Raw genomic sequence first — 15461 nt, 5'->3', positions numbered from 1 at the left:
TGGTTTTTTTATATTCAATTTTTTACTAAGTAAAGCTTAAATGCTTTTTAGGATTTCAATACACACAATAACGAGTATCCATAAGGCACGCGCCTGATTAAGCCGATTTAATAAGGCTGGCACATCGTCAGCGTTAGGTAGCCTATCAGTACCAACACGCATTTTGTTATACCGCTTATTAAAATATATAGCGGGCCCACCCAGTTGCACGCCAAGTGATGCTGAACATGCACTCAGTAACCACCCTGTATTTGTTTGATAGAAGTGTTGGCCGTAGTGTTTTATGTAGTGAATACTTTGTTTTGTGGCCTTGCTCGCAGCAATTGTTAGGGACAATAAACGTACCGGAATATACTCAATAACGAATAAAATAAGCTTTAATGGCTTTAAAAATGCGCTGTTTGGTGAAACATCATGGCGCCATGCTTGCTGTATTAAGGTAAGTAGTCGGTACCCAAGAGCTGCAATGGGGCCTAAAAGTAAAAAAATAAAGACAACCACAAAGTAATAACGGGCAGTGCGAAGTATTAAGCTCTCTATAAGTGCTTTAATAATGCCGGCTGTAGAAAGCTTGCTTACTTCACGTGCGAGTATCGGTTTTAATAGTTCGCGCGCGGCTGACTTTTGGTTTTGCTTGGTCAACTTTGCAATACGACGCGCTTTTTTGTTGAGGCTTTGGCTTTCAAGGCAAAGGTATAAAATAAGGCCTGCCAGTAACCCGGGGTAAAATGCAAATTCAAGCAGTAAAGTAATAATTATTAAAATAACACTGAGCACCAGCACGATGGCAAGGATGGCTGCTAAATAGTGGTAGCTGCTTGTATTTTGTTTACTATAAATACGTTTGCCCATGGCGCGAAACACGGCCACTAAAACGGTATTAGGGTGGTACCAACTAACGAGTGGTAAAAAGCGCTCAGCAAGGAGCGCTATTATGAATACAATAAAGTCCAAATGGTTTTGAACAATATTGCTAAGCATTTACAGTGTTACAGCCGTTAGCTTTTCAAGCAGAGCAACAACCATTTTAGATGAGTTAATTGATGCTGTTTCTAGGTACTCTTCAAATGATTGTGGCGATTCTTTACCTGCAATATCAGACATTGAACGAATAACAACAAAAGGTGTTTCAAGCGTATGACAGGTTTGCGCAATAGATGCACCTTCCATTTCTACTGCAAGCATTGATGGGAAGTCGCTGCGCGCTTTATCAATACGAACAGGGTCACACATAAAAGTATCGCCAGTACAAATAAGGCCAACCAAGGTTTTAACTTCGCTAATTTGTGCAATAGTTTGTTGTGCTGCTTCAACCAATTTAGGATGCGCAACAAAACCTGCAGGCATTTGCGGTACTTGGCCAATTTCGTAGCCAAAAGCGGTTACGTCTACATCGTGGTGACGAACTTCTGACGATATGACGACATCGCCAACACTTAATGATGGATCAAAACCGCCAGCAGAGCCGGTGTTAATAACACAATCAGGTTTAAAGTTATCAATAAGTAATGTAGTTGCAATGCTTGATGCTACTTTGCCAATACCTGATTGAACAAGAGTAACTGTACAACCCGCTAATTCACCAGTGTAAAATGTAAAACCTGCTTTAGTTAAAATAGCTGGGTTTTGCATTGCTTCACGCAATATTTTAACTTCTGGCTCCATTGCGCCAATAATACCAACATTCATAGTATTTGATTCCTGAGTTTGAATAGCATGATTATACGTGAAGTTAACAATAAAAAACAAAAAAGCGAGACATTTAAAATGCTCGCTTTAATGCAAGTTTAGTTACCTGATAATTATATTTCGGCTAATGCTGTTGAATGGGCTTTAGCTTGTGAAGGTGATAAAACGGCAGGTTTGTGAACTCGATTGCGCAATGGGCGCTGTGCTGTCGGTGCAGGTTTGCCTAACTTAAACATAATGGCATCGCGTACTTCTGACGGACGATAGCCTGCTTTTACCTTCATGCGAATATGTGGAATACCTGCAGCTTCTAAGGCGCCATTCACAAACCAGTCGCGCTGTGCTTTGTGGCCATCTTTGTTGGCGTTATTTACTAAATCAACGGCGGCAACTATGGTCATCTTTTCTTTGTCGATTAACACAAAATCAAGCTGCTTATTTTTGGCTTTGGCAATAGCAGCGCGTTTTGATTTAGGTGATAAGCCTTCTTTGCAGTCGATGACATCAATAAGCTTAACTCGGCTCACAATTTTGTATTGATCGCCAATAGCACGCTCTAATAGATTTAAAAAGGCGCTTTCTACTTGCGTAAATACGCTTTGTTTACGTTTGAAAGGATAAGGATTACCGCCGTCGTCACTAAATTTTGACGCGGCAATTGATGCACCTACCACTAATACTAAAATCGACAATAAAGCGAATTCCATACGGTAACTCCATAACAACAAATTGACACTGTTTTGTTAAAGCAAATACTGTGCCTAAGTTGTATCTGAATTACCGAATGGCGATTTAAGTTGACGCAGGTGTTTTATGCTTTATACCCGCCATTGATACCTTTCACAGCAACAGCTACGGCATCGTGTGCATGAAGCGATTCGTAATGGTTTATTTGTAGCCAGTAATCTGCGTAACTGTCTACTTCTAATATTGCTTTAATTTTACGTGCTGCATCTTCGCAAAACATTAAATTTTGACCATTTAAACGGGCAAATTCTTGTTCATCTTCACGCTTTACTGCCGCTTGTACGGGGGTTTTTAGCTCGTCTTCAAGGGTGTTTATTAAGTTAACTACATCAAACTCCTGGATGTTGCTATCGAGTTTAACTTTTACGTTAGCAATTGAGCGTTGCGAGTGAGGTGTTGCCACTATGCCTTGTGTTGTGCCAAGCCAATCAAGTACGTCTTTTTGGTTGAGTGTGTCTTGGTTAAACTTTTCGCTGAATGCGTTTTGTATCAGCTGGCGTGCAAGTGCTGCCGAACAAGGGCAAGTAGATGAGTAGGTAACATCAACAGTTAGCTCGTAACTAATAATATTGTTTTCAATTGTACTTGTCAGTGTAATTGGATAGCTTTTCCAGCCAGCTTTCCCACTTAATAGAGACTTGCGGCGAAGTGGAAGCTCAAATTTAAACTCAATTTGCGCCTTATTACTCAAGCCTTCATGGCTTGATATAAAGGTATCAAGCGCTTGGCCAATTGTTTTAGGATTTACTTGTTGCTCTGTTGAGAGTAAATCAAGCGCTAAAAATAAGCGCGACATATGAATGCCTTTGGCGTCTTCTTTATGTAAGTTTACGAATGCGCGCGCTTTAGCATTAACGGTAACAGGGCTTAAATCACGCGATTCAAAAATAAATGGCAGTTCAATTTCACCCATGCCAACCCAGTCTAATTTACCTGTTTGTAATGCGGGAGCGGTGTCGGCTATATCGGGCATATTGGTTTGCATGCTATGTTACTCGTTATTGGCAATGATAAGGCGCCTTATTTTACACGAAATAATCAGTGGCTGAAACGAGGACTTTATTGCCAGTCAAAATCGCGTATGAATTTTTACTGTTTTTGTCGCACAACACGAAAATAGCGAATAGAAAAATGCTAAAATCTGTAAAATAGCATTGCCTTACTTATATTTAAGCAAACAGCAAAGAGATAAAACTACGTATGACCGATTATTCTTTGAGCCCTTGGGTTCGGGTGCTTTCAAGTTCTATAGCGCGATTTGGCGAGTTAAAAACGGCTGCCATTTGTTACGCTTTATTTTTAGCTGCGTCTCTTATTTTATCGAGTATGTTTTATTACGTAGCGATAGGTGAATTGTTTCTTGTAGATATTTTGGCTGTGGTATTTTTTTCAGCTGTAGTGTCACCTCTAATTATTAGCGTACTTATAAACTCAATTCGTCAGTTAGACGCTTCATACGCCTACTTAGATAGCGCAACCAAACAAGAAAAACTATTAAACCAAACACTTAAAGATAATATTAATCGGCTTAATATTGAAATAGATGAACGTAAAATGGCCTTTCATGCCAAACATCGCGCCATTGAAGAGCTTCGTAGAGAAATTGCAGAGCGCAAAAAAACACAGCAAGAGCTAGCTCAGCAAAGCATGCTACAGCGCTCAATTGTTGATTCATCCCCCGATTTATTTTATTACCGCGACAACAATGGGGTATTTGCTGGCTGCAATAAAATGTTTGAAGAAGTAATGGGTAAATCAAGCCGTGAGCTCATTGGTAAAACGGTAGAACAAATATTTCCAAATGACTTTTTATCTGAAGTACTTCGCACAGACAAAGAGGTAGAGCAAACTCACAAAGCAATCACCATCGATGTAGGTTATGAAGTTAATGGCGCAACACGCTGGTTTGAATTACGAAAACTTCCTTTTATAAACGATGAAGGTGACTACATTGGTTTGCTTGGTTTTGGGCGTGATATTACTAGCCGTAAAGAAGCCGCTGAGGCTCTTGAAACCGCATATAAAGATAAAGGTAAGTTTATTGCTACATTAAGCCATGAGTTGCGTACACCGCTTAATGGTATTGTGGGTTTAACACGCATGTTGCTTGATACCGACCTTAATAAGCAGCAGCGTAGTTGGTGTAATACGGTTTTTTCAAGTGCAGAGACGCTCGGGAATATTTTTAACGACATTATAGATTTAGATAAAATAGACAGAGAACAGCTCGATATTGCTGCAAATTCTATCAATGTATCTGATTTTATAAACGATGTTGTGAATTTTGCAGGTTTAATTACAGAGCAAAAAGGGCTGGAGTTTGATATTGAACGAAATGGTAAGCTAGACATATATGCGCTGCTTGACCCCACTCGTTTACGCCAAGTGGTTTGGAACCTGATAAATAACGCGGTGAAGTTTACCCAGCATGGCAAAGTAACACTTGAATGTAGCCGTGAAAATCGCCCTGAAGGTCCGTGGTTAGTTATTAAAATATCAGATACAGGGCAAGGTATTCCTCAAGAGCAGCTTTCTCGTATTTTTGATATGTACTACAAAGCACCTGACTTACAAGGCACAAATGCCATTGGTTCAGGTATTGGTCTTGCGGTAACCAAAGCGCTAGTGACCGCAATGAAAGGCAGTATTACAGTAAATAGTACAGAGGGGGAGGGCAGTTGCTTTACAGTACAAATACCGCTTAGTTTATGTATTGCCCCCACAGAGCAGAGCTATGTTGGACGAGAGCTTTACATTTTACTTGTTGAAGATGTACCGCTTAATGCAGAAATAGCCACCAATTTATTAGAACAACGCGGTCACGAAGTGTTATGGGCTGAAACAGGCGAAGATGCTCTTTCGTTTGTAGATACCGAAGACGACCTAGATTTAGTATTACTTGATATGCAGCTACCCGATATAAATGGGGACGAAGTTGCAAGGCAAATTCGTGCCGATAGTCATTTTGATAACCTGCCTATTGTTGCACTAACCGCTAATGTAAGAAGTGCAGAAGAAGAGCTTGAAGGTATTTCTATTCAAGGCGCTCTAGCTAAGCCTATCAATACAGTAAAGCTTGATAAAATGCTTGCTGACTTGTTTGATATTAAGCAAGCTCAATGCACCGAGCCACAGCTAAAAGTAACCGACGAGGCACTTAAAAATATTGATGCACATTTGCTAGATGTTGAAACAATAGAAGACTTTGTTAACTCAATGGGATTAGTTGTTTTTCGGCGCAGCAGTCAGCTATTCGAAAAGCTAAATCCGCAGTATCAACAAGAACTGCTTACATCATTAAATACAGGCGACAGGGAAGAGTATAAATCGGTTGCGCATAAGCTTAAAGGTGCTGCAGGTTCTGTTGGTTTAAACGATGTTCAACTGCATGCAAAAGTGATGGAGTACGGCGCAATAGAAGAGTCAGATGAGGTGCTTGAGGAGTGGCTGCTCGTGTTGGCAAATAAAATAAATGAAGGACAACATGCCCTTCATTTATTTCTACAGCAATTAGAATGAACCCTAATTAGCTGTCGATTTTACCAATAAAGCGGTAGCCTTCACCATGAATGGTGCTGATAAGCTCCGATGTAGAGTTATCGCTTTCAAAATGCTTACGAATACGGCGGATAGTTACATCGACAGTACGGTCGTTTGCACGAAGTTCACGCCCAGTCATATGTTTAATCAGTTGTTCACGGCTAAAAATACGACCCGGAGAATCAAGCATTAAACGCAGTGCTCTATACTCGCCTTTAGGCAAGCGTTTAGCATCGCCATTAGGAGATGTTAAACAGCGGCTGTTTTCATCTAATTCCCAACCGTTAAATGTAATAACGCCATTGGTTTCAAGCGCTGATTCATCATCACTTAGGCCTGTACGCGTAATAAGGTTGCGAGCTCTAATAGTCAATTCACGAGGGTTAAATGGTTTAGTAATGTAATCATCAGCGCCAATTTCAAGCCCTAAAATACGATCAACATCGTTATCACGACCTGTTAAGAAAATAAGGCCTACTTTGCGTTTTTGGCGTAGTTCACGGGCTAATATAAGGCCGTTTTTGCCTGGAAGATTGATATCCATAACTACGAGATTAACGTCGTCGTTATTTGTAAGCTTGTCATGCATGTCATCGCCATCAATGGCTTCAATAACTTTGTAACCTTCAGCTTCAAATAAACTAACGAGGTTTAGTCGAGTTACGTCTTCATCCTCTACGATTAGAATGACTGGCGTTTGCATTATTAATTAACCTTTTTGGAATATTTTATTTACAAAAAATCGGTATTTAGTATAAATCCGACTACTAGAGATTATAGGATTATATCCAATTGTTAACAAGAAAAAACAAGTTGGATAAAAATAAAACAGCAAGAGTTCAAAGTTTGCTCAAAAAGCCCGTGTAAAAACTACTGTTAAATTGATCATTACACGTATGAAGTTCATTTACTTTGAAAATTTATGGACCGGCTGACTATGCAAAACTGTTAAATAATCAGACTAATTCAAAGTTAAATTATATCACTATCTAATCTTTCATCAATGTATGTGATATCGCAAAAGTAATAAAGTTCAAAAAATTGCGCTCTATAAACGATAACTATTACCCTTACTTGTCACATAAAGCATAAATATGGTCGATAAGTAGTAATTCAATGAGTGTAAGCAAATAAATACACTTGGTTACTTCACTTTTAAGGGATGGTTATGATGAATCGCGCACCGTGTTTTTTTTCTAAATCAATTAATATGTGGCCGCCTAAAGCTTGTGTTACTAAATTGTAAACTAAGTGCATGCCTAGTCCACTCGCTCCTTGCCCTCTTTTTGATGTTACGAAAGGATCGAAGATCCTATGTTTAATTTTTTTGTCTACACCTTGGCCATTGTCACTGTAAATAATAGTGAGTTTTTTACCCGTTAACTCCACATCAAACTGTATTTCGTTATTTTCATTACCTATAAACCCATGTAGCAGAGAGTTTGTTAGTAGTTGTATAAATACTTGTTGTAGTGGTTCAGATTTGCTTTCTATTGTTAAGTCGGTTGCACAATTTATGTTTATAACAGGTTTTTTCTCTTCAAGTTCAGAGCTTATTGATGTCAAAACATCCGTTATTAACTTATGAATATTGATGTAGGTAGTTACGTCATCATCTTGAATAACCGCTACTTTTTTAAAAGTTGAAATTAAGTCTGCTGCACGGTTTAAGTTACGGTAAATTAAATCTAAATTTTCTATGCCTTCATCAATAAAGCGCTTTAATTGATTTGAAGTCAGCTTTTTGTCATCAAAGCTAATTTGTAAATCAGCTAACTTATCGCGCAGCAAGGTTGAACTAGTAATGCCAAGCCCTATTGGGGTATTAACTTCATGTGCAACACCGGCGACCATTTGGCCAAGGGATGCCATTTTTTCATTTTCAACAATTTGTGTTTGATACTGATGCATACGCTCAAGGGTTGACAACAATTCTTGATTTGCCTCTCGTAAGGCTATGGTTCGTTGGTTTACTTTTTCTTCTAATCCCTGGTTAAGCTGTTTAATTTCTTCTTTGTCTTTTTCATGGCGGGTCAGTTGTTTTTGAGTGCGTGTAAGCATGATATTTAAACTGTTTGAAAGCGCTGATATTTCTTTTACGTCGGTTACCGGTGCGCGTACATCGTAGTTATGATTTTTTGATACGTCTTGTAATAGCATGCTCAATCTTTCTATCGGTCGGGCTATTCTTTTTTGAACATTTATTGCAATAAAATACACAACAACAAGTATCAATAAAGTAAGTAAGGCATCCACAACTATTTTTTGTTTTATATAATCGTCTAAGCTTTCAAGGCTACCGCGGATGTATACATGGCCAACAAGCTTTTCATTATGAAAAATTGGCTTTATTAGTTCAATATCTTCGTTGGTTATACGTGGTGTTTTTAGTTCCTCAATACTGTCGATTCTGAGGGGGACTGGTGGCGTTTTTTTTGCGTTGAAACTAATAAAAAAAACAGGCTTTTGAGATGCTTGCTCAATAGAATAAACATGTATGTTTTTAACTAGAGAGATTTTTTCAAAGTATTTAAGGCGTTTTTCTTCTGTTTCTCTGTCATCTTCAAAAACTGACATTCCTGCGTCAAAGGCAACAATTTCAGCGAGAATAACGAGCTTACTAACTATTAATTGTTTTTGCTCTTTAACACTTAGGTAAGTCGATATAGAAATCGATAACGACAAGCAAATAGCAGTTATAAGCATGATTAAATTTATAAGTGCTTTACGAATACTGCTTTGATGAACTTTTCTAGGCATTATTAAAGTGTCGCCTGAGTCGTTAAGTTTTATTATTTTATTAGTTTAGCAAAGAAGGCAGAGAGTGGCGCAAAAAAACACATAAAATTAAGTATACATTCAAATACTAAGCCAAACATACTAATTGTTTAACTGAGCATTTAAGCGTGTTTAACTGCTATATACGGCAAATTTATTGTTTTTGAATACGGTTTGATACGCTTCAAATTGTGTTTCTAAAATTGGCGGGTATTTTAAAAAGCTGTTTGCAACAATAGTTAGCTTTCCGTTTTTAGTTAAATGCTGTTTAGCGTTAGCTAAAAACGTTTCGGCAACGCTGTAGTCTGTAGCAATTCCTGTGTGAAACGGCGGATTACTCACTATTAAATCAAACTTACCACTAATATTTTTAAGGCCATCACTGAGAATTGCTTCACCAGTTACCCCGTTTAACTTTAAAGTTTGAGTTGTTGCATAGGTTGCAAGTGCGCTTACGTCGCTACATACAAATTCAAGAGCTGTATTTTTTAACCCTAAAAAGGTCGCAATTAAGCCAGCACCACAACCAAAGTCGAGTACTTTACCTTGTTTAGTTGAAGGGGCATTTTCGAGTAGCATTTTCGTACCAGCGTCTAAACAGCCATGGTTAAACACGCCGGGTACGCTAATAGCTGAAAATGATGTATCGGCAATACTAACGGTAAATGTTTTATGGTAGTGGCTAATATCAAATTGCGCATTGAGTTCAATTTGAGAAAATGAGTAAAGTACGCAGTGTTTAGCCGAATCAATTTTATTACTATATTCAGTTTTAGCTGCTAATTGTTTTTCAATGGATTTAACGCCACTTTTATTTTCACCAACAACTAATAACTCTGCGTCGGCAGTTATTACAGCGCGTATGTTATCAAGGGCCATTAAAAGCTCTGGTTTTGATTTAGGATAATAAAGAATGACTAAATCATAATCACTGCCAGTAATGGTGTGGTTAACTTTTACATCAACACCATGAGTATTTTTAGCAAATTCACCATTAGCATGGTTATAGCTAAACGCTGTAATTTTGCTATTTGGATTAAGCGTTTTAAGCTCAGCTAAAAAGCCATCTTGAACAAAGTTGACCACCAATATAGATTTACCCGTTAATGCATCACTATTTCGCAGCAACAGTAAACTTGGGTTGGTTAATACGCTCATAAATGGCTTTGCCTTACAGTATGTTAAATTAATATAAAAGTGTAATTACTTTGTGCGCTCAAACATTAAGTCCCAAACGCCGTGACCTAATCGGTGGCCGCGTTGCTCAAATTTGGTAAGAGGGCGTAAATCAGGGCGAGGCACATAATCGTTAGTTTCTGATTGATTTTTATAACCCGGGGCAGCTTGCATAACTTCTAGCATATGTTCTGCGTAGTTTTCCCAATCAGTAGCCATATGAAAAACACCGCCTATTTTTAATTTAGAACGTAGTTTTTCAGCAAATTCAGTTTGTACAATACGGCGCTTATGGTGGCGCTTTTTGTGCCATGGGTCTGGGAAGAATAATTGCAATGTAGTTAGGCTTTCATCGCTTAGGCAGTCAGCAAGTACCTCTACAGCATCATGTTCAAACACGCGCAAATTAGTTACACCCGCTTCATCGGCATCCATTAAACATGCACCAACGCCTGGGCGGTGTACTTCAATACCAATAAAGTTTAAGTGTGGGGCATTTTTAGCCATTTCTACAAGCGACTTGCCCATACCAAAGCCTATTTCTAGCACTACATCATTGTTGTTGCCGAATACTTGGCTTAAATCAAGCATGCCGTTTTTATGCTCTAAGCCCATTGTTGGCCAGCACTTTTCGATTGCAGCGGCTTGGCCTTTGGTTAATCGACCTTCGCGTTTTACAAAACTGCGAATGGTGCGGATGTATTTACCTTCTTGCTTAGCTTGCTCGAGGTTGGTATTGCTTGATTCACTCATATCTTATTGGCCTGACAAAACAATGTGTTTAAAAATGGTTGCATATTATCCCTGACGATGGCCTCAATCACAAGTATTAGCTGGTTTTACAGCCTCTATAGCTTGATCTTTTTATTCACTGCAATAGACTGACCCGCCATTGAGCATGAGTAAAAAGTATAATATGTTGGACTTAAATAAAGAGCAGTCTCACTGGTTTTCAAAGCAAGTAGTTGATTGGTATCACCTTCATGGCAGAAAAACGCTGCCGTGGCAATTGGGTAAAACGCCTTATAAAGTGTGGGTTTCTGAGGTTATGCTTCAGCAAACTCAAGTTGTTACTGTGATCCCTTATTTTGAAAAATTTATGAAAAGTTTTCCTGATATTATTGCTTTGGCAAATGCCGAAGAAGATCAGGTGCTACACCATTGGACTGGTTTAGGTTACTACGCCCGCGCGCGAAATCTTCATAAAACAGCAAAAATAGTTCGCGACAAATACAACGGACAGTTTCCTCAAACGCTTGAAGAGGTTATTGATTTGCCGGGCATTGGCCGCTCTACAGCAGGGGCTGTATTGTCATTGTCGCTTGGTCAACATCACCCTATTTTGGATGGTAATGTAAAGCGAGTATTGGCACGCTATTTTATGGTTGAAGGGTGGTATGGTGTAAAAAAAGTAGAAAACCAGCTTTGGCATTTATCGTCGCAATTAACACCTAAAAATAATGTGACAGAATTCAACCAAGCTATGATGGATTTAGGTGCAAGCTTATGTTCACGTAGCCGTTTTGACTGTGAGGCGTGCCCGTTAAATAGTCGCTGTGGTGCGTTTAATGCGAGTAAAGTTAAAGAGTTTCCTCATTCGAAGCCTAAAAAAACAGTGCCTAAAAAAAGCTGTCATCAGCTAATTATAAAGTGCGACGATAAGGTCCTTATGGAAAAACGCCCTAGCTCTGGTATTTGGGGTGGGTTGTTTGGTTTTTTCGAGTTTACTGAACGCCAACAGCTAGATGAGTTTATAGCTCAACATGGCTTTATATCAGAACTTGAATCATTAGCAGCGTTTACCCATGTATTTTCTCATTTTGAGCTGACTATTAATCCACATATATTAAATCTTAAACAAATCCCGGATGTAATTAACGAACGCCAGCTAGTTTGGTACCCGCTAGATCAATCAGTGGAAGTCGGTTTAGCTGCGCCAACTAAAAAGTTGGTTAAACAAATTGCACCAATAGGTTAAACTGTTGGCATTTAACGCTTAAGAGAAATTAATTATGGCACGTACTGTATTTTGTCAAAAGTTACAAAAAGAAGCCGAAGGCTTAGGTTTTCAACTTTATCCGGGTGAAATTGGTGAAAAGATTTTTAATAACATCTCTAAAGAAGCCTTTGCTCAATGGCAACACAAACAAACGATGCTAATTAACGAAAAGCATTTAAATATGATGGACCCAGAGCATCGTACATTTTTAGAAGAGCAAATGGTTGGCTTTTTGTTTGAAGATAAAGATGTAGAAATTGAAGGCTATAGACCGCCAGAAAAATAAATTGTAAATACAATAAAAAAGGGGCTATTAGCCCCTTTTTTATTGTTAATTATAAAGTGCTAAAACTCTTCGTTTTCCTGCTCTGCCTTTCTAACTTGCTCTTTTAAAAATTGAGCCGCTTTAGAATATTCAATTTCTAACTGATCACGTAAATCAATTAATTCATCGGTTGTTAGCTCTCCCGCTTTGCATTTATCTTCAAATGCACCAGCTAGTGTTCCTACTGTTTGCGCACCAATAGTTTTAGATATAGATCTAAGTTGATGGCAGCCTTCAATTATTTCTGCCAAGTCGTTGACCATAACACCAGAATTTATAGACTTAATTAAACTTTGACTTTGCTCTAAATACATCTTGAAAAAGCGTAGTTGCTTAGCTTTATCGCCATTTACGTACTTAGAAACTGCATCCATGTCTATGGGTAGCGCCATACTTTGTTGAGGAATTAACTCTTGTTTAGGTGCTTGCTTATCAAACCAGCGTTTAAGAGTATCTTCTAAGGCATTTAGCTCTATAGGTTTAGTAATAAAATCGTTAATACCTACGGCTAAACAGCGCTCTTTTTCACCTTTAAGGGCGTTAGCTGTAACTGCCACAATATAGGGTTGAGCGTCTATAGCTTCTAGCAATTCAGCTTCGTTACGAATTTTTTCAACCATGTCGTATCCTGACATTTTTGGCATGTGTAGATCGGTTAAAATAAGTGAATAGTTGTTCTTTCTCCACATATCCAAGCCTTCTTCACCATTGTTTGCAACCTCTACGCCATACCCTAATATATGCAATTGGTCGGTTAAAACTTGCTGGTTTAGAAGGTTGTCTTCAACAAGTAAAATCAATTTATTTGATTCTCTAGCTTGCTCTACATTTAAATAGTTATTAAGTGTTTTGGCTTTTTTAATTTGTTTTGGTTGATGCAAGCCTGCGGCAACTAAAATCGAAAGCATAAAGTTAGATTTACAAAGTGGAGATGCATTGATGTAAAAAATATTTTTATGGTTAATGGCCGCTTCGTCTAATTTACTCAGTACAACAACTTGTTGATTGTAATCTTCTAGTGAATATAACAGGCGCCTTAATAGAGAGTTAATATCATCAATGTTATCGATGCCATCAGCGACCCAAATAGCACCCTCAGTGTTTTGGTGTTGCTCAATTTCTTTTTCTGTGTGTGCGTAAATAACTTTTGCCCCCATAAATGATAAATAACGGTACATTATTTTTTCGCGTTGAAGATTGTTACTTACAACAATAATTTGTTTGCCGTCTAAGGCATTTTTATGAGCATATTTTATTTTACCTGAAGTACTAAAAGGCAGTTCAACGGTAAACTCACTGCCAATACCAGCATGGCTATTTACATGAATCGTCCCTAACATTAATTCTGTAAGGCTCTTACAAATAGAAAGCCCTAAGCCGGTGCCACCGAACTCTCTGGTTATCGAGCTCTCAGCTTGAACAAACGGGCTAAATATGTCTCTTAGCTGAGCCTGTGTCATTCCTTTGCCGTTATCGGTTACGCAAAAGCGTAGGGTAAAGTGATCGGCGGTGTTATGCGCAACCTCAACCGAAATTCTTACATGGCCTTGGGTTTTTTCATCGGTGCTTGTGAATTTAATTGCATTGCTGCACAGATTATAAAGTACTTGGCGCACACGTACGCTGTCACCTACTAGATTTACTGGAATATCTGGCGCAATTGATAGCTCTAAGTCGAGTTCGCGTTTTTTAGCAACCGACGACAAAACGCGAGTTACCTCTTCTAGGGTATCGCCAACTGAAAAAGGGGTTGGGTCAATATTAAGCTTACCGGCTTCAATTTTAGAAAAATCTAAAATATCATCCAAAATACTCAGTAATGAGAATGCTGATTCGCGAATAATAGTACTTAAGCGATGCTGAGCACCATCTAGCTCGGTTTGACGCAGTAAATCAATGGTACCAATAACACCATTCATCGGCGTTCTGATCTCGTGGCTCATAGTAGCTAAAAAGGTGGTTTTAGTTTCGCTAGCTCTTTGTGCTTTTAAGGTTTCTCTCTCGAGTGCAATAGTGCGGTTTTGTACCTCTGACTCTAAGCCATTTTGTAGTTTTTTCAGTTCTTTTTGTACCGACTCGTTATCGCTTAGGGCTGTTTGTACTTGCTTAAGGAGTACATTTATATTTTGTGCAACGACGCCTAAACCAATATCAAGTTGTTCATTAATATTACTATTATAGTTACCTTGTTCCGTAATAGCCTGAAGCTCTTGTGACAGTGAGTCGGTACTCTTACGCAAACGCCCATTAATATACACATTAAAAAGTAACGCAAAGATAAATAAAGAAATAACAGTTGCGATTGCAATGCCATATGCAATTACTTGAGAGTCTTGCATGCTTAATGGTGGTTGGGCTAACTCCTGCTTAATAATTAGCTCACCAATTGGCTGGTCGTTAAGTAAGAGAATATGATGCAACACACCTGTGTTCTCATTATATTGTGTAATTTTAATAGACTCAGGTGCGGTCTCGCTATTGCTATAAACGAGCTGTGTATCAGAAGTCGCGCTGAAACGATAAAGAGTGTATTCAAACTCATCATCTAAAGAGGATGTTAAGTCGAGTAATTGCTTAACCTTGTCTTGGCCATACATTGTTAGCGCGTCGATCATTGGCTGGTTTAATGTAGATGCAAGTGTTTTAATATTTACCGATTGTTCAGGTTGAACTACTTGTGTTTTATTTTTTACATAGAACGAGTAACCAAATACGGCAAGTGCGGTAACTGCAATATTAAATATTAAAAAAAGTGGTAATAACCCTTTTACCGGCGAAGAGAATTTACTCTGCATTGAATGTTCCCATTGATGTGTTTTTGCTACTTTAGCCATTAGCATAGGTATCTGAACTAATCGTACCATTTACCAAAAATAATTCACTACGGTTTTAGTCTGATTTAGTTATAATATTTCATATATATAGACTGGTTTGTGGTAAAAATGTACGTTATCAATAAAAAACGTACTGAGTTGCTTGAAAACCGTTCAAACAGTCGTAAAGGATAAAAAAAAAGTTGACTTGTAAGGGCAAAACTCGTTTAATACGCCGCACGCCCAGACAGCTGACTCAGTATAGGTTGTTGGGAAATGCATTAAAAATCTATTAAGATTTTTAATTAGCACTGTTAAAGTGCCTCGATAGCTCAGTTGGTAGAGCAGAGGATTGAAAATCCTCGTGTCCCTGGTTCGATTCCGGGTCGAGGCA

The 15461-nt window shown here is 38.4% G+C and carries 12 protein-coding genes and 1 tRNA gene; 4 read left to right on the top strand and 9 right to left on the bottom strand.

From position 1 onward, the window contains the following. Positions 1-36: 36 nt before the first annotated feature. The 4 genes from KZZ04_RS07115 to folE2 form a co-directional block, all read right to left on the bottom strand. Positions 37-981 carry a regulatory signaling modulator protein AmpE gene (locus KZZ04_RS07115; RefSeq protein ID WP_219422267.1) on the bottom strand — a complete coding sequence of 315 codons (945 nt, stop codon included), beginning with the start codon at positions 979-981 and terminating at the stop codon, positions 37-39. Then, positions 982-1689 (bottom strand): 5'-methylthioadenosine/S-adenosylhomocysteine nucleosidase, encoded by a 708-nt coding sequence (mtnN, locus tag KZZ04_RS07110; RefSeq protein WP_219422266.1) that lies wholly within the window; start codon positions 1687-1689, stop codon positions 982-984. A 113-nt stretch (positions 1690-1802) separates the two neighbouring features. Beyond that, positions 1803-2396, bottom strand: coding sequence for a DUF2726 domain-containing protein (locus KZZ04_RS07105; protein ID WP_006794335.1), 594 nt, complete (start codon positions 2394-2396; stop codon positions 1803-1805). A 104-nt stretch (positions 2397-2500) separates the two neighbouring features. Further along, positions 2501-3421 (bottom strand): GTP cyclohydrolase FolE2, encoded by a 921-nt coding sequence (gene folE2, locus KZZ04_RS07100; RefSeq protein WP_219422265.1) that lies wholly within the window; start codon positions 3419-3421, stop codon positions 2501-2503. A gap of 215 nt (positions 3422-3636) precedes the next feature. On the opposite strand from folE2, the gene arcB reads away from it, so the two are divergent. Next, entirely contained in the window at positions 3637-5955 is a 2319-nt protein-coding gene (arcB, locus tag KZZ04_RS07095; RefSeq protein WP_219422264.1) for an aerobic respiration two-component sensor histidine kinase ArcB, read from the top strand. 7 nt (positions 5956-5962) lie between these two features. Here the strand turns inward: arcB and arcA are convergent, their stop codons facing one another. The 4 genes from arcA to trmB all read right to left on the bottom strand — a co-directional run bounded on the left by arcA (position 5963) and on the right by trmB (position 10683). Beyond that, the gene (gene arcA, locus KZZ04_RS07090; RefSeq protein WP_006794331.1) at positions 5963-6679 is read right to left on the bottom strand and encodes a two-component system response regulator ArcA; all 717 of its coding nucleotides are present in this window, start codon (positions 6677-6679) and stop codon (positions 5963-5965) included. A gap of 452 nt (positions 6680-7131) precedes the next feature. Next, positions 7132-8736 carry a sensor histidine kinase gene (locus KZZ04_RS07085; RefSeq protein WP_058404818.1) on the bottom strand — a complete coding sequence of 535 codons (1605 nt, stop codon included), beginning with the start codon at positions 8734-8736 and terminating at the stop codon, positions 7132-7134. A 150-nt stretch (positions 8737-8886) separates the two neighbouring features. Beyond that, a complete protein-coding gene (locus tag KZZ04_RS07080; protein ID WP_058404817.1) occupies positions 8887-9912 on the bottom strand; it encodes a methyltransferase in 1026 nt (341 codons plus the stop codon). A 45-nt stretch (positions 9913-9957) separates the two neighbouring features. Further along, positions 9958-10683 (bottom strand): tRNA (guanosine(46)-N7)-methyltransferase TrmB, encoded by a 726-nt coding sequence (gene trmB, locus KZZ04_RS07075; protein ID WP_006794328.1) that lies wholly within the window; start codon positions 10681-10683, stop codon positions 9958-9960. 163 nt (positions 10684-10846) lie between these two features. Between trmB and mutY the strand changes: the two genes are divergently transcribed. Then, positions 10847-11908: an A/G-specific adenine glycosylase gene (gene mutY, locus KZZ04_RS07070; protein WP_219422263.1), complete on the top strand. Its 1062-nt coding sequence runs from the start codon at positions 10847-10849 to the stop codon at positions 11906-11908. 34 nt (positions 11909-11942) lie between these two features. Then, positions 11943-12215, top strand: coding sequence for an oxidative damage protection protein (locus tag KZZ04_RS07065; RefSeq protein WP_058404815.1), 273 nt, complete (start codon positions 11943-11945; stop codon positions 12213-12215). A gap of 59 nt (positions 12216-12274) precedes the next feature. Here KZZ04_RS07065 and KZZ04_RS07060 read toward each other — a convergent pair whose 3' ends face one another. Then, positions 12275-15049: an ATP-binding protein gene (locus KZZ04_RS07060; protein WP_219422262.1), complete on the bottom strand. Its 2775-nt coding sequence runs from the start codon at positions 15047-15049 to the stop codon at positions 12275-12277. Between the two features lie 339 nt (positions 15050-15388). Here KZZ04_RS07060 and KZZ04_RS07055 point away from each other — a divergent pair. Then, positions 15389-15461 (top strand) — tRNA-Phe (locus KZZ04_RS07055).

This window comes from Pseudoalteromonas sp. CR1 (genome assembly GCF_019392235.1).
Lineage (GTDB): Bacteria > Pseudomonadota > Gammaproteobacteria > Enterobacterales > Alteromonadaceae > Pseudoalteromonas.
Note: the sequence above shows the minus strand (reverse complement) of the source record. Positions and strands in the feature narration are given on the sequence as shown.